20 protein-coding genes are annotated in these 21,832 nt (G+C 33.1%); 9 read left to right on the top strand and 11 right to left on the bottom strand.

Going from position 1 to position 21,832, the window contains the following annotated elements:
• Positions 1-19: 19 nt before the first annotated feature.
• Both Q0829_RS25990 and Q0829_RS25995 read right to left on the bottom strand, forming a co-directional pair.
• On the bottom strand, positions 20-2,875 hold the full coding sequence (locus tag Q0829_RS25990; RefSeq protein WP_298548651.1) for a TonB-dependent receptor: 2,856 nt from the start codon (positions 2,873-2,875) through the stop codon (positions 20-22).
• Positions 2,876-3,259: 384 nt separating this feature from the next.
• The gene (locus tag Q0829_RS25995; protein ID WP_298548653.1) at positions 3,260-3,622 is read right to left on the bottom strand and encodes a nicotinic acid mononucleotide adenyltransferase; all 363 of its coding nucleotides are present in this window, start codon (positions 3,620-3,622) and stop codon (positions 3,260-3,262) included.
• 530 nt (positions 3,623-4,152) lie between these two features.
• Between Q0829_RS25995 and Q0829_RS26000 the strand changes: the two genes are divergently transcribed.
• The 3 genes from Q0829_RS26000 to Q0829_RS26010 all read left to right on the top strand — a co-directional run bounded on the left by Q0829_RS26000 (position 4,153) and on the right by Q0829_RS26010 (position 8,446).
• Positions 4,153-6,540 carry an inorganic phosphate transporter gene (locus Q0829_RS26000; RefSeq protein WP_298548655.1) on the top strand — a complete coding sequence of 796 codons (2,388 nt, stop codon included), beginning with the start codon at positions 4,153-4,155 and terminating at the stop codon, positions 6,538-6,540.
• Between the two features lie 141 nt (positions 6,541-6,681).
• On the top strand, positions 6,682-7,365 hold the full coding sequence (locus tag Q0829_RS26005; protein ID WP_298548657.1) for a response regulator transcription factor: 684 nt from the start codon (positions 6,682-6,684) through the stop codon (positions 7,363-7,365).
• A gap of 1 nt (position 7,366) precedes the next feature.
• Positions 7,367-8,446, top strand: coding sequence for an ATP-binding protein (locus tag Q0829_RS26010; protein ID WP_298548659.1), 1,080 nt, complete (start codon positions 7,367-7,369; stop codon positions 8,444-8,446).
• On the opposite strand, the gene Q0829_RS26015 is transcribed toward Q0829_RS26010, so the two are convergent.
• Positions 8,384-9,439: a glycosyltransferase gene (locus Q0829_RS26015; protein ID WP_366141975.1), complete on the bottom strand. Its 1,056-nt coding sequence runs from the start codon at positions 9,437-9,439 to the stop codon at positions 8,384-8,386. The genes Q0829_RS26010 and Q0829_RS26015 overlap by 63 nt on opposite strands.
• Before the next feature lie 305 nt (positions 9,440-9,744).
• Here Q0829_RS26015 and trmB point away from each other — a divergent pair, with 305 nt between their 5' ends.
• From trmB to Q0829_RS26030, 3 genes are read left to right on the top strand one after another with little or no spacing between them, the layout of a single operon-like run.
• On the top strand, positions 9,745-10,419 hold the full coding sequence (gene trmB, locus Q0829_RS26020) for a tRNA (guanosine(46)-N7)-methyltransferase TrmB (protein ID WP_298548661.1): 675 nt from the start codon (positions 9,745-9,747) through the stop codon (positions 10,417-10,419).
• 13 nt (positions 10,420-10,432) lie between these two features.
• Positions 10,433-11,068 carry a LysE family transporter gene (locus tag Q0829_RS26025; protein WP_298548663.1) on the top strand — a complete coding sequence of 212 codons (636 nt, stop codon included), beginning with the start codon at positions 10,433-10,435 and terminating at the stop codon, positions 11,066-11,068.
• Entirely contained in the window at positions 11,058-11,396 is a 339-nt protein-coding gene (locus Q0829_RS26030; protein ID WP_298548665.1) for an MGMT family protein, read from the top strand. Before Q0829_RS26025 ends, Q0829_RS26030 begins: the two co-directional genes overlap by 11 nt.
• A 198-nt stretch (positions 11,397-11,594) precedes the next feature.
• Here Q0829_RS26030 and Q0829_RS26035 read toward each other — a convergent pair whose 3' ends face one another.
• A complete protein-coding gene (locus Q0829_RS26035) occupies positions 11,595-12,419 on the bottom strand; it encodes a hypothetical protein (protein ID WP_298548667.1) in 825 nt (274 codons plus the stop codon).
• Between the two features lie 191 nt (positions 12,420-12,610).
• Here Q0829_RS26035 and Q0829_RS26040 point away from each other — a divergent pair, with 191 nt between their 5' ends.
• The 3 genes from Q0829_RS26040 (at position 12,611) to Q0829_RS26050 (ending at position 14,636) form a co-directional block, all read left to right on the top strand.
• The gene (locus tag Q0829_RS26040; protein ID WP_298548669.1) at positions 12,611-13,753 is read left to right on the top strand and encodes an Mrp/NBP35 family ATP-binding protein; all 1,143 of its coding nucleotides are present in this window, start codon (positions 12,611-12,613) and stop codon (positions 13,751-13,753) included.
• A gap of 3 nt (positions 13,754-13,756) precedes the next feature.
• Positions 13,757-13,996, top strand: coding sequence for a NifU family protein (locus Q0829_RS26045; protein WP_027394883.1), 240 nt, complete (start codon positions 13,757-13,759; stop codon positions 13,994-13,996).
• Positions 13,997-14,087: 91 nt separating this feature from the next.
• Positions 14,088-14,636, top strand: coding sequence for a hypothetical protein (locus Q0829_RS26050; protein ID WP_298548673.1), 549 nt, complete (start codon positions 14,088-14,090; stop codon positions 14,634-14,636).
• Between the two features lie 3 nt (positions 14,637-14,639).
• Here the strand turns inward: Q0829_RS26050 and Q0829_RS26055 are convergent, their stop codons facing one another.
• The 7 genes from Q0829_RS26055 to Q0829_RS26085 all read right to left on the bottom strand — a co-directional run bounded on the left by Q0829_RS26055 (position 14,640) and on the right by Q0829_RS26085 (position 21,828).
• Entirely contained in the window at positions 14,640-15,764 is a 1,125-nt protein-coding gene (locus Q0829_RS26055) for an acyltransferase family protein (RefSeq protein ID WP_298548676.1), read from the bottom strand.
• A 109-nt stretch (positions 15,765-15,873) separates the two neighbouring features.
• Positions 15,874-17,052, bottom strand: coding sequence for a helix-turn-helix domain-containing protein (locus Q0829_RS26060; RefSeq protein WP_298548679.1), 1,179 nt, complete (start codon positions 17,050-17,052; stop codon positions 15,874-15,876).
• 12 nt (positions 17,053-17,064) lie between these two features.
• A complete protein-coding gene (locus Q0829_RS26065) occupies positions 17,065-17,961 on the bottom strand; it encodes a metallophosphoesterase family protein (protein ID WP_298548680.1) in 897 nt (298 codons plus the stop codon).
• A 65-nt stretch (positions 17,962-18,026) separates the two neighbouring features.
• The gene (locus Q0829_RS26070) at positions 18,027-18,461 is read right to left on the bottom strand and encodes a hypothetical protein (RefSeq protein ID WP_298548682.1); all 435 of its coding nucleotides are present in this window, start codon (positions 18,459-18,461) and stop codon (positions 18,027-18,029) included.
• A gap of 134 nt (positions 18,462-18,595) precedes the next feature.
• On the bottom strand, positions 18,596-20,215 hold the full coding sequence (locus Q0829_RS26075) for a hypothetical protein (RefSeq protein WP_298548684.1): 1,620 nt from the start codon (positions 20,213-20,215) through the stop codon (positions 18,596-18,598).
• A 21-nt stretch (positions 20,216-20,236) separates the two neighbouring features.
• Entirely contained in the window at positions 20,237-21,385 is a 1,149-nt protein-coding gene (locus tag Q0829_RS26080; protein ID WP_298548686.1) for an NAD(P)/FAD-dependent oxidoreductase, read from the bottom strand.
• Positions 21,385-21,828: a hypothetical protein gene (locus Q0829_RS26085; protein ID WP_298548688.1), complete on the bottom strand. Its 444-nt coding sequence runs from the start codon at positions 21,826-21,828 to the stop codon at positions 21,385-21,387. The genes Q0829_RS26080 and Q0829_RS26085 overlap by 1 nt, the downstream gene beginning before the upstream one ends.
• Between the last annotated feature and the right edge of the window lie 4 nt (positions 21,829-21,832).

Here is a 21,832-nt window from a genome sequence, read left to right on the forward strand (position 1 = left end):
CGTGTTCGTTTTAATTGTGTTAAAATGTGTATTTAAATTGTAATCCGATATTTACTCCTCTTTTATAGCTAGAAAGGGCAAACTCATCTATTGGATTGATTTCATTATTTTCATTTCTTGTGAATGGAATTCCAAAAGTCGTAAGAACATCTTCTGATATGGTTGCGTTTTCTCTTACTCTTTTTATAGTAGGGTTCAACAGATTTTTAACGCTAACATTGATTTCAAAATTCTCACGTACTTTGTTTTTCCAAACAAAGTCCAGTGTTGGAACTCCTTTTTCGACAATATTTCCTAATTGTCCAGCTCCTAATGCGTCAATTCGATCAGAGAAGTAGGAGAATACAAGGTTTGCTACAGGTTTATAATCTCCAAAAGTTGGTGTATAACTTACATCCGCATTTATCAAAAATGGTGATGCTCCTTGTAGTTCGTCAGAATCTCTATTAAAATTTGTGTTAAAGGTTCCCGAAACAGTTTTTAAATCCTGTTTTGTAGAGGTGTAGGTAAGATTTAGACCTGCAGAAAGAAGACTTTCTTCTTCTGTGTTTAATAACAACGCTTTGCGTGCTTCTAATTCAATACCGAAAACCTCTGCTTTATCTCCTGTTCTAAAGAAACGTTGCGTTCCTGTAGCATCGTTAGCAGATACCAAGTTTACAGGATCATTAATTTGTTTTGCGAAAGCGGCAATAGAAAATACTTGACCTCTTTCAAAGAACCATTCGTATTTTAAATCTAAATTGATAATAGAAGAGAATGCAGGGTCATTTAATAAGTCTGGATTACCTCCGATACGATCAGTCACATTTTCATAAACAAATGGAGCTACTTCTTTAAATTCTGGGTTAGAAACCGTTCTACTTAAAGAAAAACGTAAGTTTTGATCTTCGTTTAATGCGTATTTTACATTTAAACTAGGTAGTAAAAAAGTTTCTGTTGCTTCATTACGTCCTGGATTATTAAATGCAAGGTTGATCACATTATAGTCGATGCTTTGATTGAAAGATTCTACACGAAGTCCTGGAACAAATGTCCACTTCTCTCCATATTTATAAATTGCATTAGCATATAGTGCATGTATATCTAGGTTTCCAGTATATGTATTTTCTGGAAGTCCCGGAAGATTTGTATTTCCTAATCCATTGGAAGGATCTAAAGCATTTATCACTACGGTATTATAGGTAACTCCTAAATTATCAATATTAAAAATTGAATCGAAATTATTAACATCAGTGACTTCAGTTCTTGGTTCAATAATGCTTAATCCAAAACGTTGGTTATCAAAATCACGTTGTTTTATACGCCCATTATATCCAAAATTAAAGGATAGATTTTCTTTATGTTCGTAAGCTACGTTTACACGACCATTCCATTCTTGATCTTCAATATTTTGGAAATAACGTTGGTTGTCAAAATCTACATTACGGAAAAGAACTGGATTTGTACTAGGATCATTGTCTAATGCTAAGTCAAACTGCTCTAACGCAATACGCTTTCTATCCGGTTGACGAGCCAGAACACTGTTAAAACCAATTCCGTAATCTACTTTTATCTTTTCATTGATGTTACTAACTCCAGATAATTGGTTAACATAGATCATGTCTTGTTCGAATTGCACATTTTGTGTAAAAAATCCGAAATCATCGATGTCTGCAATGGTGTTTCTATTAAATCCATTTCCGTCGATTCCAAAACGACCAACTTCATCTGTTGCATCATTAATAAATAAAGAAGTAAACTTTATTCTATGATCTCCGTTAATTCGGTATACAATATTTGCCATTGCCGTAGTAGTTCGGCTATATTCAAAAATTTCTGTATCTCTGAATATTTGATTTTCTGCTGCAGTTACATTTGCTGCTTCACCTCTTAGATATTCATAACTACTTCCAAAAGATGCAGTTCCGAAGATGCTTAGTTTTGATTCTTCCCCAATTTCCCAGGATTTTCCTGCTGTAATTGATCCTGATAGACCAACTGGTCCCTCAGATGAAATAGGATCTACTCCATGAGATAAAACAACGGCAAAAGGATCGTTTTTATATCTATTATAGAATCCAAAAAATCCTGTTCCTTCATTTTTTAGAAACTTTTTTCCAATTGAAGCGGTGTTTATGTTATTTCCTAGATCTACATCAATGTACGCTTTCCCAACATGTTCTTTTGCTTTAATGTCTACATTACCTGCGGCAAAGTCTCCATAAAAATTAGCAGCATAGGTTTTGCTTACACCAATGTTCTGAATAACATCAGAAGAGAATAGGCCAAGATCTATATTTTTCTTATCTACGTTATTTGCAGGTAGTGATAAACCGTTAAATGTGGTGTTTAAGTATCTATCTCCAAGACCTCTAACATATACATTACCACCACCTTCTTGTTTTGAGATACCAGAGATTTTGGTAACAGCCGCGGCAGCATTACTTACTCCTTTGTTCGAAAGTTCTTGAGCTCCAATGCTTTGTTTCTGAACGACAGCACCTTTTTGATCTAAAAGTAGTGCTTGCACACTTTCTTTTTTAGTACTCGTGGTTCTAATAACAACTTCATCTAGCGCCGCTGCACTTGCACCAATAGCTACATTTACAGTAGTGGTTTCATTCGGTTTTACAATAACTTCTTTTTCAAGAGTTTCGTATCCTATAAAGCTAAATTCTACAGTGTACGTTCCGGGTTCTAAATTTTCAATAGTATATAAACCATCAAAATCTGTAGTAGTACCTTTACTCGTCCCTTTAATTAAAACATTAGCAAAGGGTAATGGTTGACTATTTGCTTCTTTATCAAGCAAAGTACCGGCTATGGAGCCAGTTTCCTGCGCACTAACTATTCCAACAACGAATAGTGCACAGAGAATTACAATATTTCTCATAACGTGTTCTAAATTCGGTGCAAATAACGATAGCTATTGTTACCTGTGCGTTACTGAAAAATTAAATAAGAGTGATTATAACGTTACCTAATTGTTATCTGTTTTTAAATGAATATGGAGCTTTTGTCAAAAAGGGAAGAGGTTGTGATTTATAAAGCTCTTTAAAATTAAGGGTTTAACGTAAAAATATTGAGGATTACCTAATTGTTAAGAGCTCGATTTAGGAAATGAATAGAAGCTAGAGGTAACTTTAGTTAATGACAAGATTTATAAATTCTATCGTCAAAACATAGTTTAACTTTTGTTAATCCTGAAGTTATTTAAACAACAAAAAGCACTCATAAATTTATGAGTGCTTTTTGTTGTTTAAATATTTTAGCAAATTTAATTCTCGTTGTAGTTAACAACTACATCGCTTTTATTGGACCAAGTTGTTACAGAAGCAATACTATTATCAGAGTAATTTACTTCTGATAATTTTTCATCAGACCAAAAGAACCATTTTCCTGTCTTAACTCCATTAGTATATTGTCCCATAGCAATTTTCTTGCCTGTTATATCATAAGACTTCCATTCTCCGTGAAGTTTTCCTTCTTTATTGTAAAATCCTTGCTGACGTACTTCGCCGTTTTCGTGAAAGTAAGTGCCTTTGATAGCATCACCTTGCTTCTCGAAAGTAGGTTTTGCTTCTTGTGCCATAATTACTCCTGAAAAAAGGATTGCTAATGTTAAGAGTAAATTTTTCATAATATATGTTTTATTGGGGGTGTTCTTAATATTTACATTACAAATGTAACATTAATTTTACTTTTAAGCAACATTTGCGTAACATTAAATTAACATTGAAAACATAAATACTTGATATTCAGAATATTGAAATGTTATGAAAGTGTATTTTGGTTATGATTGAAAGAATAAAAGATAAAAAAACAACTATTAATAATGGAATGTATAAACTCAGTTTGAACTTCGAACAAGACAGAAGTGCTAATAGATACAAGTTAATTTAATAAATTTATTTCATTCATAACTTTGCGGAAATACTATGATTTAAGGACTGTCGAAATATCAATATAATTCTATTGACTCCAAGTGGGTGTAAAAAATCGAAATAGAAATAGGAAAAAATTAAATAATGTTAATCTTGAGATGATTATGATTTTAATGATTATTTAGAACTAAATGATTTTAGATTACAATAAAAAAGATAACATTTCAATAACATACGACTAGATTTTTAGTAACATTTTTGTGGTTTATAAGATTGTAAGAAAAATATGAACGACATTTATATTTTGATGATTATTGCTTTGGCTATTTTAGCCATTGCAGATCTGGTAGTAGGGGTTAGTAATGATGCTGTAAATTTTTTAAATTCTGCGATAGGTTCTAAGGCGATCTCCTTTAGAACTATTATGATAGTTGCCAGTCTAGGGATAGCTGCAGGTGCGATTTTTTCTAGCGGATTGATGGAGGTGGCCCGTAAGGGTATTTTTGTGCCTAGTGAGTTTTATTTTGATGAAATCATGATCATTTTCATGGCAGTTATGATTACAGATATATTACTCCTAGACTTTTTTAATACGCTAGGTATGCCAACTTCAACCACAGTTTCGATTGTATTTGAACTATTGGGAGCTGCGGTTTGTGTTGCTTTGATTAAAATTGCCGCGGACTCATCGCTTTCTTTTGGAGATTTAGGGAACTATATTAATACTAAAAAAGCCGGTGAAATTATCACTGGGATATTACTCTCTGTGGTTGTGGCATTTTCTGTTGGAGCGATCGTTCAATATATATCACGATTATTATTGTCATTTAATTTTGAAAAAAAGGCAAAATGGGTAGGAGCGTTATTCGGAGGAATTGCATTGACCGCAATACTTTATTTCATTTTTATAAAAGGAATTAAAGGCACTAATTATGCTAAATTGATTATTGATACAGTATCTAATGATTCTGGATTGAGCTTTTTAGATTGGGCTAATATTCATTTCGAAAGTTCTTACGAAACAGTTAAAGAAATGATTGCGGCTAAGAAGGATCTTTTTAAGATTGACGCAGAAGCTGGAACAATTGCTACTACGTTAAGAGGGTTTTTAGAAACTAATGTATTATTAATCGTTGCTGTTGGCTTTGGATTATTATCCTTGCTTTCTTATGCAGTGATGAGCATTTTTAAGATAAATATTTATAAACTTATTATTATAGTAGGAACTTTTGCATTGGCATTAGCCTTTGCAGGAAATGACTTGGTGAATTTCATCGGAGTTCCTATAGCTGCTTGGGAAGGATACCAAATGTGGAGTGATTCTGGAGTTCTTGCAAACGAATATCTTATGACTTCGTTAAGTGGTAAAGCGGAAACACCAACTTTATTATTGCTGGCAGCCGGACTTATTATGGTCTTAACATTGTGGTTTTCTTCTAAAGCCAGAAACGTAGTTAAGACATCTATTGACTTATCACGTCAAGGAGATGGGGATGAAAAATTTCGTCCTAACTTTCTGTCTAGAGGAGTTGTAAGAGGAACCGTATTTATTTCTGAAGTTATATCTTCTATTACACCAGAATCATTTAAGAAATTTTCTGATGAACAGTTTGAAGAGCTGACATTACCTGTGACTACTCGAAAGGAAGATATGCCGGCTTTTGATATGGTACGAGCAGCTGTTAATCTTATGGTAGCTGGAGTTTTGATTTCTATTGCAACTTCTATGAAGTTACCGTTATCAACAACGTATGTAACCTTTATGGTTGCAATGGGTACCTCATTAGCTGATAGAGCTTGGGGAACTGAGAGTGCAGTGTATAGAGTAGCTGGAGTTCTAAATGTAATAGGAGGATGGTTCTTTACTGCTATAAGCGCATTTTTAGCTGCAGCACTTATTGCTTTTCTAATTAATTTTAATCAACCAATTATGACGGGTGTGCTACTATTGGTAGCAATACTCTTGTTGGTTAGAAATACAATTAAGTATCGCAACAAAGCAAGAGCGAATAAAGCGGAAGATAGTCTTAAGAAGTCAGAGAGTAGTTCAATACAAGGAGTTATCGAAGAAAGTGCAGATAACATTAAATCTTTTGTAAACAGAGGGAATAAAATTTATGGCAATACAATAGACAGTTTGGCAAAATATGATCTGGCCTCTCTTAAAAAGAGCAGAAAAGGAATTGCAAAACTAGAAACAGAAGTAGAAGAACTTAGAGATAGTATTTTTTATTTTATCAAAAACCTTGATGAATCTAGCGTTGGCGCAAGTAGTTTTTATATTTCTATTTTAGGATACCTAGAGGATATTACTCAGTCCCTTGAGTATATTTCTAAAACTAGTCATAAACACGTAAATAATAACCATAAGAAACTACGATTTAATCAAATTAAAGATCTTAAAGAGATTGAAGATGAATTACAAGAATTTTTTGTTAGCATTAAAGATATTTTTGATAGTAGGGAGTTTGGTGGACTTAATACCATTATAGAAGAAAAACAAAAATTGTTTACCTTAGTAAATGACAAAATTAATAAGCAAGTAGAACGAACTAGAACAGAAGAAAGTAGTCCTAAAAATACGACACTTTATTTCGGACTACTAATGGAGACAAAAGATCTCATAACAGCTACCATGAATTTGTTAACTACCTATAGAGATCATCAGGATTAATCACGAAATGAATTTATTAAGTTAACTTAATGTTATGCTTATGAAATCTTTGTGTTAGTTTATCGTTTCCTGGATGAATGTTTATCGATACTTCATTTTAACCTAGTATATTTACGATTAGTGATGTAATTCAATAAAGAAATGAATAAAAAGGATATTACAATTTTACTAGTAGATGATGAGCCGGATATTTTAGAAATTGTAGGCTATAATCTAACCGCAGAAGGCTATAATGTCTTAACAGCAGAGAATGGTATCGAGGCTGTTAAAATTGCTAAAAAGAAAAACCCACATTTGATCATACTCGATGTAATGATGCCAGAGATGGATGGGATCGAAGCATGTGAACAGATTCGTAAAATACCGGATTTACAAAATACAATTATCACATTTTTAACCGCACGTGGAGAAGATTACTCACAAGTAGCAGGTTTTGACGCTGGTGCGGATGATTATATTACGAAACCAATTCGTCCGAAAGTATTAGTAAGTAAAGTAAAAGCCTTACTTCGTAGGTTAAAAGAAGATGATTCATCTGAGAATGTAGTTAAGATCGGAAACCTTGTTATTAATAGGGATGAATATAAGATCATTAAGGATAAAAAAGAGATTATATTACCTAGGAAAGAATTTGAATTATTATCTTTATTGGCATCAAAGCCTGGTAAAGTTTTTAAAAGAGAAGATATCTTGGATAAAGTCTGGGGGAATGAGGTTATTGTTGGTGGACGTACCATAGATGTGCATATTCGAAAGCTAAGAGAAAAACTTGGCGATGATAGTTTTAAAACCATAAAAGGAGTTGGCTATAAGTTTGTAATATAAAATGGCAGAAAATTTTAAGAGATCGTATAGGTTTGCTTACCTTTCGTCTTTATACATAACATTATTACTAACGCTCTTAATGAGCGTTTTTTTGTACGTTCAAGGTCGATTTAATTTTCTGTTCTTGGCAATTTTCGTGATTGTTTGTTATGCAGTATCTTTTCTAATAATTCAGTATCGAGTTCAAAAATTTATTTATCGCAGAGTTCGAAAAATCTATGACGATATCGAAATGCTCGATGTCGATACCGTTGGTGAAAGTCCTGTGACTACAGATATGAAAACTTTAATAAAAGAAGTTGAAAAATTTGCTCAGAAACGAAAGACAGAAATAGAAACCTTAAAAATAAGAGAAGATTATCGTAAAGAATTTATGGGGAATGTTTCTCATGAGCTAAAAACACCGTTGTTTACAGTACAAGGATATATATTAACACTTCTGGATGGGGCAATGGATGACCCTGCAATTCTTGATAAATACCTTAATCGTGCAAATAAAGGAGTAGAGCGACTTATTTATATTGTAAAAGATCTGGATATGATTACTAAACTAGAAGTAGGTGATCTAAATCTTAATTACACTAATTTTGATATTATAGAACTAGTGCAAAGCGTTTTTGATTTATTCGAAATGAAAGCATCAAAAAAGAATATAGCTCTAACTTTTGACATGAATTATCAGGAACCTGTTATGGTCCACGCAGATAAGGAGAGAATTCAACAAGTACTATCTAACTTGATCGTTAATTCTATTAAGTATGGGAAAGAAGATGGTACCACAGAGGTTAGTATAGAGAATTTAATTCGAAATAAGGTCATTGTTAGAGTTACGGATAATGGAGAAGGTATTGCACAAGCACATATACCTAGATTGTTCGAGCGTTTTTATAGAGTTGACAAAAGTGGGTCACGTAAAGAAGGAGGTTCTGGACTTGGATTAGCTATTGTTAAACATATCATTGAAGCACACCATGAACGTATCTACGTCGAAAGTGATTATCGAATAGGAAGTGAATTTTCATTTACTTTGGAAAAAGTGAAAAAGTTCCCCGTAGTCGATGTCGGTACTAAAACTGCTTAACCCTTTATAAGCATTTAGATCATATAACTTTTTTAGTGTAAATTCATTTTGTTTACAACTAGGGACAAGCTTATTCGAAGTAAGCCTTTCAGCGAGATATTCTTGCTCAAATTGTCCGGGAGTTGGTATAAAAAATGCTCTTTTCTTCAATTTAGCAAGATCCATTACCGTAGTGTATCCGGATCGTGAAATGATCATGTTACTACTGTTAATTGTATTTTGTAATGCTAAACCTGTTAGATAATTATGTATGGTAATATTATTTTTAATATAAGTCTTCTGATTTTCCTCAATAATACCTCTAACAAAAACTATTTTTTTATCACTACGCTCGAATTCTTGAAATAATTTTTGCTCCAACATTGTACGCTGTGGTTCCGGGCCTGATAGCAATACCATGATATCATATTTTTTAGGTAGATTTTGATAGGTAAACCTGCTTAAAGGTCCAAGATATGTAACTGGTATATTACTTCTTTTGGGATGCCCAAGTTCTCCACTTAAACTTGGATCATCCGCCATATCCGGTACCCAGCATACGTCAAATTTCTTAATATATTTATTGTGAATTTTTGTGCTAATAGAAGTTGTTTTACCGCTGAGAACCGTGAGTTGATGCGTAATGAATACAGAGGGTACACTTTTATGCCTCACTCCCATTCTGTTATCAGAGATAATACCATAAAAATTGTCAGATTCTATAATACGTTTTGTTACCTTTTTTTCGGTAGTAATGGCGTGTGCTATTTTAGGACTATTTAAGAGCATTTTTAACTTAAAATTGCTAGCTTTTTTAGAGTATTCTATGTTATATGAAGGAATTTCTTCCGATTTTAAATCGGGGAACTCCTTTTTTAATAAAGCAAGTGCTGCTCCATCCGAAGCTATAACAGGCTCTAAACCTTCCTTAATTAAGGCATTTATTATTGGAATACATCGAGTCGCATGACCCAATCCCCAATTTAGTGGTGCTACAAGTACTTTTTTACTCAAAATCAGTTGCTTTGTAAGTTAATTATTGAAAAAACGCATTGTCTTATTTTTAAAATTAATAGTATTCTTCTAAGTATATATTTCCTTAATTTTACCAAAAAATTATGTTTAGGTTAGTGAAGCTTTATATTCAAAAGTGAAATACGCTGAATGTAATAGACGAACTAATCCTGTTGTAGAAAGGGATATACATAGTAATTATGTTTTGGAGTTTAAGATGGTAAACTTCTTTATTGATGAAGTATTTTAAACCTGGTGTAACATAAAACGAGTTATAGAGTCAAATAGATATAGAAGTAGAATAGGTGGGAAGCAAGAATAAATTAAAACGTTTTAACGAGAACAAAACTTTTCATAATGTAGTAGAACCTACACGAGAAGAGGTATTGAACAATTCTTTAGGGTATAAAGGAAAATGGAGAGAGAAGTTCTTTAAGAATGAAAATCCAATTGTATTAGAGTTAGGGTGCGGTAAAGGAGAATATACAGTAGGATTGGCAGAAAAGTATCCTGATAAGAATTTTATGGGGATAGATATCAAGGGAGCTCGTTTCTGGCGGGGTGCCAAGACAGCTATAGAGAAAGAAATGAGTAATGTAGGTTTTATTCGAACTCAGATAGAATTAGTAGATCATATATTCGATACAAACGAAATTGATGAAATATGGATAACGTTTCCAGATCCTCAAATAAAGTACAAACGGACAAAACATAGGATGACTAACCATGTGTTTTTGCAGCGTTATAAGAAAGTTCTGAAACCAGATGGTATCATGCATCTTAAAACAGATAGCGAATTTATGCATGGGTATACATTAGGCTTATTACATGGTGAAGGACACGAGGTGTTATATGCCAATCATAATGTGTACCATCAAGAAGGTTCTCCCGAGGAGGTAACAGCTATCCAGACTTTTTATGAAAAACAATACTTAGAAAAAAATAAACCTATAACTTACATCCAGTTTAAAATTACCTAATTGCGTCATCGATTTGGAAACAACTAAACTATTTCTCGTCACATTTTTTGCATCCTTGGTTGGGGTAATTCCACCTGGACTGATTAATATGACTGTTGCTAAAACTTGTTTAGAAAGAGGAAAGAAAAATGGAATCTTAGTAGCAATAGGAGCTTCGGTTGTTGTTTTTATTCAAGCGTTATTCGCTATTTTACTGGCAAAATATATTTTTTTTAATCCTTATGTGAAAAATATGCTTCTCAGAACAGGAGCAGTTGTGTTTTTTCTAATGGCTATTTATTTTTTTGTTAAGGCAAAACAAAGAAGGACCAAGATCAAAGTATATAAACATGCGGGTTCCCGTAGCCTCTTTAAAGGAATGATGATGTCAGCAATTAATGTACTGCCTATCCCTTATTTCTGTACAATTGCTGCGGCTATGAGTGTAAGTGGGAAAATAGAATATGATGCATTAAGGATTGTGATATTTGGTATTGCTGCCGGAATCGGGACTTTTGTAACCTTATATTTTTATGTATTTTCTTTTCTTAAGATTGAAAAGAAAACAGCATCTATAACTAAATATTCTAACTATTTTATGGGGATATTGATGTTGATTTTAGTAATGTTAACTTTAGCTAGAATAATTTATACTTGGGATGAAGGATAAGAATACAAACGAAAATTTCTTTGATCGAGTTTACGAAGTAGCAAAACTGATTCCGTATGGTAGAATTACTTCTTATGGAGCGATTGCTAAATACCTCGGTGCAGCAAGAAGTGCCCGAATGGTAGGTTGGGCTATGAATGCTTCTGGTAAACAAGAAGATGTGCCTGCTCATAGAGTGGTAAATAGAAAAGGAATTCTCACCGGTAAACATCATTTTGATGGAACAAATTTAATGCAGCAACTACTCGAAAATGAAGGCGTAGAAGTAATAGATAATCAAATACAAGATTTCGAAAAATTGTTTTGGGATCCTATGAAGGAATTATGATTTTCTAATATTTCCTGATTTTTCAAAAATTAGGAAATAATAGGATAAACTGCATCAGGGATAGTAGCCCTTCGACACCTATCTGCCTATGGAGGAGGCTCAGGACAAGCTTCATCCTTTTTTGTTGTCGTGCGTAGCTTAGCGAAGCAGGCAAACAAAAAATATAGCGAATAGCCTGCCCGGATGCCCTTATAACCCTTAAAAAGAAATACCTGCGCCAATAGAAAACATAGAGAAATCCTGGTTTCCAATCTTCAGGTGTTCATATCCACCAGATATCTTATAACGATTCACGTGATAATTTAATGTCCCAGTAAACTTATTAACTGTCCGATTATTGATAAAGGTTTGGTTAAAGACAGTTTCTACACTCAATGGTTTCGCAAAAAAAAGTTCAGCACCCAAACCATAGGTAAAACCTAACTCATCCACTTCTCCATCCACATAGGCAGCTCCTATGCCCCACCATGCATTAAATAGCTCAGTTCTTACCCGGTGATATTTAACTAACGCTGTATACATTGCAAGGGAATTATCTCCAAAATTAGTGTTTTCCTCCCATAACTGAAGATAATCACCTTCGAGACTGATTCGTTTTAAAAACCAAATTTCTCCATTAAAATGATTTCCATACAATTTACCGTTTTCGGCAATAAATCTATTTGATATTGTCGTTCTAAAAATTTCGGTGTCATCACCCCATTCATAAGAGTAATTTCCTTTTGTTTTATTGTAATAAGGGTATTTGGTAATAGAAGCATCGCTAGCACCGTATTCTTTTTCAATAGGTGTTTCAAACACTAATCCATATGTGATACCCCAAAATATACTTACAAACAATTCACTGAAGGTATCCGCAACAAAACTATTTTCTGAGTCAGAAGAGCTGTTGTCATATCTTGAGTTAGAAATGCTCCTCCTTTCCTTTTTTGATAAACTTTTTTCTGCTTTTTCCAGTTTCCCTTGACTATTCCCTTGGTAAGTAAAAAAGGATAAGAATAAAATAAATGATATGTGTTTCATAAAATGATTGTGTGGAATTTTGAATAGGGAATTATCACGAATTATACCATTTTTTAAAATATGTTATCATTACCTCCGATAGAGCTATAAATCATTTCAATTTAGGAACTTTATAATCTTAACTTTTCGACCTATCTTTGCCTTTAGAATCATTCTAGATTGATTCATTGTTAGAAAAAGAAATAATACTCATGAAGTTAGAAAAGTCAGATATATTAAAAGCGTTAGAGACGATTACGGTTGCTGGAGAAGGGAAGAATATGGTAGAGAGCGGAGCTGTAAAAAATGTAATCACATTTGGAGATGAAGTGATCGTTGATTTAGAGTTGTCTACACCCGCATTACATATCAAAAAGCGAGCAGAAGTTGACGTAATGAAAGCTATTCATGATAAAGTATATGAAAAAGCCAAAATTAAGGTGAATATCAAAGTAGAAGCTCCTGCAGCTAAACAGCCTGAAAAAAATGTAATTAAAGGGAAGCCGATTCCTGGAATTAAAAATATTATTGCAGTTGCTTCTGGAAAAGGAGGAGTTGGTAAATCCACAGTGACTTCTAATTTAGCTGTTACTTTATCAAAAATGGGCTTTAGTGTTGGATTATTAGACGCAGATATATACGGACCTTCCGCACCGATTATGTTCGATGTAGAAAGAGAAAGACCCTTATCTGTAAAAGTAGGAGATAAATCTAAAATGAAACCTGTTGAAAATTATGGAGTTAAAATATTATCCATAGGATTTTTTACACAACCTAATCAAGCAGTAGTTTGGAGAGGTCCTATGGCTGCAAAAGCATTAAATCAGATGATCTTTGATGCAGCTTGGGGAGAATTAGATTTCTTACTATTAGATTTGCCTCCAGGAACAGGTGATATTCACTTATCTATTATGCAATCTCTGCCGATTACCGGAGCGGTTGTAGTTAGTACACCTCAGAATGTAGCACTTGCTGATGCGAGAAAAGGAGTAGCAATGTTTCAACAAGAAAGTATTAGTGTTCCTGTGCTAGGGATCATAGAAAATATGGCATATTTTACTCCAGAAGAGCTTCCTAATAATAAATATTATATCTTTGGTAAAGAAGGTGCTAAACATCTTGCAGAAGATATTGATGTTCCGTTCTTAGGAGAAATACCTTTAGTACAAAGTATACGTGAGGCAGGAGATGTAGGTCGTCCGGCTGCATTGCAAACAGCCACTCCTATAGAAAAAGCTTTTGAAGAATTGACAAGGAATGTTGTGCAGGAAGTAGTAGACAGAAATGAAAATCTACCACCTACTGAGGCGATTAAAATAACAACAATGGCAGGATGTTCTGCTGTAAAAAAATAAAAAATGACTTCTGAAGAATTAAAGATTAATGTAGAAAAAGCACTAGATGAAATCCGTCCTTTCTTAGAAAGTGATGGAGGAAATATTTCATTAGTGGGTATTGAAGATGATAAAAGAGTTAAAGTTCAGCTTGAGGGAGCCTGCGTTGGTTGTAGTGTAAATCAAATGACCCTAAAATCAGGAGTTGAGATGACTATTAAAAAGTATGCTCCTCAAATTGAGGAAGTTGTGAACATCGAATAATATAATTTTTTATTAAATTTTAATAAAATATATGCTCAAGAAAAAGATTCTTCTTGAGCATATATTTTTTAATTCTTATTCTAATAGAATCATGAAAAAATTAATTTATGTAAAGATTCTTAGTTTCATTTTTTTATTTATCGCTTGTAGATCAAAAACTACAGAACGTATCGATATAACAAATACGCTATTAGGAAATGACAAACATTTAGAAGTAGAAAAAACAAATAAGAATACTACTCATATAGGTATTATAACGAATTCTAATTATGGGACAAGTCATAGTTATAGCTATAAACTTACAGTGAACAACGGAGATATAAATTGGAATGGAGGTACTGCAGAACCTAAACATCTTCTTTTTTGTAACGATGCTACTTATATTCATTATCTCAAAGAAAAATACATTTCAATAAAATCTAAAGATTCAGTTGGAAATACAATTGAAAGAGATGGTTATTATGCTGTTCAGAATGTATTCGAACAGTATATTGATAAGCGATATTTTTTTAAACTCTTTGGAGATGATTATTGGGTAGAAGTCTCATCAGAAAAATATAATCTTCAAAAAGAATCTTGTACTGAATATAGTATCCCAAATGACAATGAGTTATCAATACCAACTACTGTAATAGATTAATAACTATTTGAGCTTTTTTAAACCAAAGAAAGGATGTAATACTGAAATCTTTAAAATAACCCAGTGATAGATCATCCAACTAATTCCAAAAGTACCTATAGTTAACAAAATGAATTTTGACAAAAACCCCCAATTGAGATTCATAATATAATATCCGATTCCTACCGTAACGGTTTGATGTAAAATATAAAAGGGATATACTGCTCTATTACAATACGCCAGTACGTTACTTTTTGTGTTCAGAAACTTAGCAGCATATCCTAAGATAACCAAAATCCAGGACCATAGATTTGTAACTTTAATCAATGCTTCCGTACAATGAATAATTAGACTGTCTTTACCTTGTATCCATATAAAAAGTTGAATAGAAAAAGCAATCACACCAATAACCAAAGCTTTAGATTTTATAATATCCAGGCTTTTCCAGAATTCCTTTCCAGTAGAAATAAGTATAAAACCAAACAAAAAGAAGGTCATGGAATTTATGAAATTAAACCAATCATCTATTAAAGCATGGGTAGTAGGGAAAAAAGGCTCAACTAAGACTTCGAGAAAATACAAGGGTATGATACATAGATATAAACCGTAAGACTTTTGAATCTGTCTTCGTACCCAATTCGTGAATCTTGGAGCACTTCTTTTAATTTTTATGAATAAAGGAGAAAGAATAACGGAAAATACCAATAAGTAAGGTAAAAACCAGAGGTGGTGCCAGCTAATGTTTCCTTCAGGATATACTCCGGTAAAAGCTTCAGTTGTAAAATAGTCAACATAAGATCCTAAGAATTCATTATTAGCTAATCTCTCGAAATAAATCTGAGGTGGCACAATAAATACCATGCCAAATAATAAGGGAATGAATAATCTTTTAATTCGTTCCAGATTAAACTGCCATAGGTTCCGGTGTGATAATGCATAAAAAGTCCCCATACCTGAGATAACAAATAGAATAGGTAAACGCCATTGATTTAAAAAGAGCATAGGCCAACGAATCCAATCGTAAATTACGTCGTTTTTAATATGCCATCCCCAAGGGACGAAAAACATCCCTACATGATAAAAAATGAGTAATCCAAATACAATAACACGTAACCAATCTAAATCGTAACGACGTATCTTTTTATCCATAACTTTTGAAAATTTGTTTGCTCAAAAGTGAAATATTTCTCTTCTAACTGGATAGAAAATGAAGCAAATTATGTGTAGAATTATAATTTTGGACGTCTTCTTATAGGCGTCATTCGGCTTTTTGCAGTGTAACAAATGCTTTGGGAGATATCGTTACGTGTTTTTTAAATGCATTATAAAATGCTGATTTTGATTTAAATCCTACAGAGTTTCCAATCGCTTCGATAGTGAGGTGACTATATTCTGAGTCGATTAAACGTTTCTTAGATGCTTCAATTCTATATTGATTAATAAAATCATTAAAATTAAGATCTGTACGTGCATTAATTACCTGAGAGATATAATTGGAGTTTGAGTCTAACTCTTCGGCTAAACTTTTTAAGGAAGCAGAACTCAGTAGATAAAATCTACTTTTCTCCACGAATTGTTTGATATCATCGATTGAAATTTCTTGACTCTTAAATCTTGATGTTTCATACTTATCGGCGATCCAGGAGTTTTCAAAAAAACGAGATTCTGACAATAATATAACACTGGTAATGCTAACGATGATTGTATTAAAAATGAATATAAAATGATCTCCACCATCATCTTCAAAATTTATATACACGATAAATATGAGCAAGAAAAAGGCAAGAAGTCCAAGAGAGGTGTTTTTAGAGAAATCGAACTTATTAATCTTTGTGTTTTTAGCGCTCAAGATTTTCTTTTTAGTTCTGTTTATTAGAATAAGACGCATTGATAAAATAATATATAAAACGAAACTGGCCAAAATCAACCATCTAAACTCATCTTTAATCCATAGATAACTATAATCAGTGTCTTTAGGAATTTTTACTTTTTCTATATCATCATAGTAAGCTCCTAAATAAGCATTAATCTTAACAGATATTGGTTGAAGATAATATTGTATTTGCGATAAAAAGTATAAAAAAGAAGGTAATAAATGAATCCAAAGTTTTTGGAAAATGATTGATCTTCGTGTGAGTAACGTATATATAAAAAGGTATATTGATGGAGCTAGAAGTAGTACTAATGGTTCTGTACTATCATTAAAATGAGGGATAAATTTTATAAGACCAGTATAACATAAGAAAACATCTGTTGCAATGATAGATTGTATTAATAATGACCAACCATAGATTCTGAAGCCATTATTTTTATTGGAAGTACGAAGCAAGAGAACAAAGCTCATTAATAATCCGATAAAAATACCCAGACTTATAAAATAAGATACAAAATCGTGTCGTATCGGAATTTGTTCTAGTACTTGATCAATATTTTCCATACGAATACTCTATTAATCAGTAATAAAGTCAGTCAATTTTTGAGGACCTTCCAGAGGTACTCTAATAATTTTGAGAGTTCCATCTTCTGTAGTTGCGATTTGCCATTTGATTAAAGTAATACTTCCATTTTCGATTTCAATTCCAGTAATTGACCTGGGATGTACACAACTTCCATCATTAAAAAGGGCTAATTCACCAGCTTCGGGAAAACGAGGGCGATGGGTGTGACCAATAATGGTAAATTGATTTTTATGATTAGCAATCCATTTTTTAATTCTTCGTTCTACTTTAATGGTTTCTTTATAGTTTTTAGCAGGACTGGTAGGGTCTGCTATTCCTACAACCTGAAGAGGTTTCCATAAAACACGAACCAGGAATCTATTAATTCTCCATCCAACGTAATTCATAAAATCCGCTTGATGGCCGTGTAAAAGGAAGATATCCTGATTAGTATTTTTATGTTTTAGTATAATTGCTTCCTGAAATTTAATTTCAGGAAAAAGAGGAGTCTCTTGATTTGTTTTTTGATCAAAATAAGTACTTAAATGTTTTTTTACATACTTTGGATCTCGATAGACCATATCATGATTTCCCCATATCATTTCTAGTCTATTTTCGAAAAAGAATTTTTGAAGTAACTCGAATACATTTTTATGCGCTCTAAGAATGGTTTCAAAATTTAAGTTTTCCCATAGTTCATCTCCGTCTCCTAATTCGCAATAAGTAAAACCTTCATCATAATAATGTTTCAATGCATGGAAATAGATGTTTCTATTATTTGCAAAATCATCTGCAAAACTATTATCACCTCTATGGCAATCACTAAACAAGATGAACTTAGAACTGTCATCAAAAGAAATGACTTTTGCATTGTTATAAGCGCGATCCAGACGGGATTGGGATGACATATAAAGTACTTTTTGTATAAATATACAATACTATATGTTTTTTTATAGATACTATTTAATAAATATTAATGATGAGTTAGTATCTGTTTTTTTCGTAGATGAAAATTACTTAAAATCATCAGGAAAGCAACTATATATAACCACCAAGTCTGACTATAGTTAAGATAATAGGCGATCAGTAAAATAGCTAGCCCAGAGGTATATAGTAGGATATTAAGCCAAGATTTATTTTTATAATGTTTCCACATTAGTATAATACTACCCAAAAGAAATGTTGTAAGAATAATATATTTCCATTTAGAATTGTATTCCAATTGTCCGAATCCTATATAACTAAAAAAAGATGCGTAGGCTGCCCAACAGAAGGCACATTTTGGAAATAAAAAAAACACAACAGCAGATAGTATATTCAGAACGCTCATTTTCTTTGTTTGGTTACCAATTTGTTTTGTCGAACCTTTGGTAGCACAAGAACATGAGTTTTTGTTTGAAGTATACATTTGCTGTTGTGTTTTAGAATTAAACTTGATTATGGGCAAAAAAGGGATATTAAAAATGATTTATTATTTAAAAGGAATCGGAGCAAAATGAATATGATATTCTATAAAAACTTTGCTCCATTTCTTTAGATCTATTAGTTAGATGGTTTTTTAGGCTTCCCTTTTTCCCACTGTGCTTTGCCAAGTAACCAACTAAAATCACCACTTAATTGGTCTCCTGACACTGCTTTTCCACCCTTGTATTCATAGATTCCAGCACTGGAATGGCATCCCATACAGCTTTCTGTACCAAAAATGGTAATGTCACTTACAGGGTTTGCTTCCATAAGATTAGCAGCCGATTGATTTCCTGTCTGAAAAAAAGTTTCCATGGTAATATTGGTTAGTAATGCCAGGTTAGGTTTTCCACCGGGTTTGTTTACTACGGATTTTGGCACATTATATCCAGCCTCAGTATGATTGCCCGGAAGAGCGTTTTGATCCAATGGATATTGCGTATCGATTAGTTGATAATATTGCCAAACACTTTTTTGTTGTTTAAAATATGTTTGCATTTTTTCATTTACTCGTTGTACTCTAATTGGGATGTCCACCATACGTTTTGCTTGGGTTTTCATAGTATCACTTTCTGCATAGTACATATCTGTGTTACTGCTCGAAATTGTCCAGAAATCTCCGTGAGCTCCTTTGTTATGTGTGTAAGTCGTTCCGTTATTGGTTACATCTATATTTACAGGACAGATCTCACAATTCGGATCTGTTAATGAAGGAGGAATTACTGTTGTTTTTCCATCTTTTTCGATTACATTTTGATCCAGATTATCAATATGTTCAAAAGTTGACCAAACCCATTGTTTTCCCGTTGGTGTTTTTTGACTGATATGAAAACCGATCATTCCTAAATCTTTTTTGACTAAAGTAGAATCAGGGCTAATAATATATCCTTCTTCAGTATAGTACCTTTCTTTATGATCGGTATCCGTAAGGATTTTCCAAGCAAATTTTATTTCTATAGCTCCTAGTTTATTGCTTTTATAATCTCCTTTTGGGAAGTTGGCGATTACTCCATTTTCAGAAAATTTGGTTTGTCCATTTTTATTATAGAGCTTATTAGTAACTATATAATCAAATTCTTCTTTATTCATTAATACTTCGTATACGACAACATTTCCATTTTGGTCAAACAATTTTCCTGCAAAAGCCTGATCAACTTCATCAGCAATGTCGAAGTTTTTAGGATGCGTTGGTGTAGCAGAAGAAAGCACTATTCTAGCGTCTTCGGATATCTTATCATCGTGTAATCCTAATCCAGATGCTGTTCTTGGACTTCCCCAAGGAGCAGGTGTTTTTCCATCAGCTCGATATACTTGAAAGGCCTCTTTCCATCCCAACCAGGTAGGCTCTCCTTTATCTGTAAATTTAGGTGTAGGAGTACCTTTGTCATCTCTTGGCCACATGATGGCTATAAAAGCCTGCCAGCTGTATTCATTAAACTTCTCATTAAGCTTAAATGTATTTTTTTTGTCTTTCAGCTTTTTTTGAATCACTGGATCCACATCTACAGGAATGTCTGCAGAAAATTTTACCGGAGCAGGAATTTTTTTGTAATCATCTGTATTGATATTGACTTCTGCTTTATCGTTATTTCCTTCAATGATTACTTTATCATCACAAGAAAATAGTAGTAACGAAATACATAAAACCGTTGTGAGGTGAAATATATTGGAGTTTAAAAATTGTATTGTGTGTTTCATAGTATAAAAAATTTAAGGTTACTAGTTATAATTTTGATTAGCATGTCTTCTTTTCCAGAAAAGTGATGTAGTGTATCGATCTTCCTGTGCATAGTATTCTTGCCTCTTTTTCAGATATGCTTTATAATCTTGAGTAATGATTTGCTGATATTTTTGTAATCCAGATTGATCTCCTTTTAGATCATCTAATGTAGCATAAGCTGCATACTGACTCATAGTTAATGATTTAAAAATCCCGAGGGATGAAATAGGATCATAAGAGGAAGCCGCATCACCTACTGCAAGCCAAGAATCGCCAGTAACAGTACTAAGATATTGTGTGTGAGCCGCCGTTACTTGAGGTTGCGAGAGATGTATAGTATCTTTTATTCTGTTGTTAGTATACTTGGTATTATTTAGGAGCTTATCAAAAGCTTCTTTTTTACGAAGTTGTAACTGATTTGCAATATCTGCATCAGTCATATAGCCAACTACGATCGTTTTATTGGGTAATGTAGCACTATACCACCATCCATTTTGATCGGTTTCGACACAAGTTCCATTGCCTATTTCTGAATGCGCTTTATCTTGATTTTTTGAAATATAAAAACGATAAATCCCAACCATCTGATCCTTCTTAATCTTAGCAGATTTTTGAAGACTAGAGAATGTAGCTTTCTTACCAGTTGCATCTACTACAAAATTGGATTTAACTGTTGTATTATCTTTTTTAGAATTAGTTTCCAAGACCCAATGTTTAGATTTCTTGGTGGATGCTATAATACTAGTTTCAAAATAGAAAAAAACACCTCTTTTTTGTGCTTCTTTAATCATAAATTGATCAAAAGCAATTCGATCCAAATGCCATCCGTATCCATAAGGGGAATACATATATTCATTATGATATAATTCTGAGGATCCCCAAGCAGCCGACGTTCCATAGGCGGTTATAAAATTACACTCTAAAAAAGAATTCCAAATCCCTAACTTTTGTAATTGCTGAGAGGCATGAGGAGGTAGCGTTTCTCCTATTCTGCGTATAGAAGCGTTATTAGGAATGAAAGATGGTTTACGCTCCATAATGGCAATACGAAGTTCGGGAGCTTCATTTTTTAATGAAATTGCAGTAGCACATCCTGCAACACCACCGCCGATTATAACTACATCATATGTGTATGGATTGTTTTTCATTAGCTAGGATCTTGTTTTACCGCAATCCATTGTGCAACTACCCCTGCAGGAGCAGTAGATTTTCCATTAGGTCCTGTGGGATGTGGGATTTCCCTAACGATGGATCCAACAATAGCAGGGCGTTGATCTATCCCATTCATCCAATTAGGCACATAATATCCTAAATAGTTATAGATCCACTCTGCACCTCCTACAATTCCTTTTCCTTGAAATTGAAGTGTAAAAGGATTTCCATATCCAATGGAACCCTTTAATTTTAGTTCCCATCCAGGGCCGTATATCAAACCATCAAGAGTCTGCATAGGAGCTTCGTTTATTTTTATATTTCCTCTTCCAAATTCTAATGAATCAAAATCCGCATCTAAATCAGGATTACTAAGAAAACTTCTATAAGTCCATACCCCGGTAAGGATTTCTGGAACTGAATTAGTTGGTGTACTCATACTG

Source organism: uncultured Aquimarina sp., from assembly GCF_947492405.1.
Classification (GTDB): Bacteria; Bacteroidota; Bacteroidia; order Flavobacteriales; family Flavobacteriaceae; genus Aquimarina.

Excerpts from the sequence above, each read along its gene's own strand:
- Q0829_RS26055 (WP_298548676.1), bottom strand. The coding sequence starts at position 15,764 with ATGGATAAAAAGATACGTCGTTACGATTTAGATTGGTTACGTGTTATT.
- Q0829_RS26085 (WP_298548688.1), bottom strand. The coding sequence starts at position 21,828 with ATGAGTACACCAACTAATTCAGTTCCAGAAATCCTTACCGGGGTATGG.
- Q0829_RS26030 (WP_298548665.1), top strand. The coding sequence starts at position 11,058 with ATGAAGGATAAGAATACAAACGAAAATTTCTTTGATCGAGTTTACGAA.
- Q0829_RS26065 (WP_298548680.1), bottom strand. The coding sequence starts at position 17,961 with ATGTCATCCCAATCCCGTCTGGATCGCGCTTATAACAATGCAAAAGTC.
- Q0829_RS25995 (WP_298548653.1), bottom strand. The coding sequence starts at position 3,622 with ATGAAAAATTTACTCTTAACATTAGCAATCCTTTTTTCAGGAGTAATT.
- Q0829_RS26075 (WP_298548684.1), bottom strand. The coding sequence starts at position 20,215 with ATGAAACACACAATACAATTTTTAAACTCCAATATATTTCACCTCACA.
- Q0829_RS26010 (WP_298548659.1), top strand. The coding sequence starts at position 7,367 with ATGGCAGAAAATTTTAAGAGATCGTATAGGTTTGCTTACCTTTCGTCT.
- Q0829_RS26060 (WP_298548679.1), bottom strand. The coding sequence starts at position 17,052 with ATGGAAAATATTGATCAAGTACTAGAACAAATTCCGATACGACACGAT.
- Q0829_RS26045 (WP_027394883.1), top strand. The coding sequence starts at position 13,757 with ATGACTTCTGAAGAATTAAAGATTAATGTAGAAAAAGCACTAGATGAA.
- Q0829_RS26070 (WP_298548682.1), bottom strand. The coding sequence starts at position 18,461 with ATGTATACTTCAAACAAAAACTCATGTTCTTGTGCTACCAAAGGTTCG.
- Q0829_RS25990 (WP_298548651.1), bottom strand. The coding sequence starts at position 2,875 with ATGAGAAATATTGTAATTCTCTGTGCACTATTCGTTGTTGGAATAGTT.
- Q0829_RS26050 (WP_298548673.1), top strand. The coding sequence starts at position 14,088 with ATGAAAAAATTAATTTATGTAAAGATTCTTAGTTTCATTTTTTTATTT.
- Q0829_RS26080 (WP_298548686.1), bottom strand. The coding sequence starts at position 21,385 with ATGAAAAACAATCCATACACATATGATGTAGTTATAATCGGCGGTGGT.
- Q0829_RS26005 (WP_298548657.1), top strand. The coding sequence starts at position 6,682 with ATGAATAAAAAGGATATTACAATTTTACTAGTAGATGATGAGCCGGAT.
- Q0829_RS26035 (WP_298548667.1), bottom strand. The coding sequence starts at position 12,419 with ATGAAACACATATCATTTATTTTATTCTTATCCTTTTTTACTTACCAA.
- Q0829_RS26000 (WP_298548655.1), top strand. The coding sequence starts at position 4,153 with ATGAACGACATTTATATTTTGATGATTATTGCTTTGGCTATTTTAGCC.
- Q0829_RS26040 (WP_298548669.1), top strand. The coding sequence starts at position 12,611 with ATGAAGTTAGAAAAGTCAGATATATTAAAAGCGTTAGAGACGATTACG.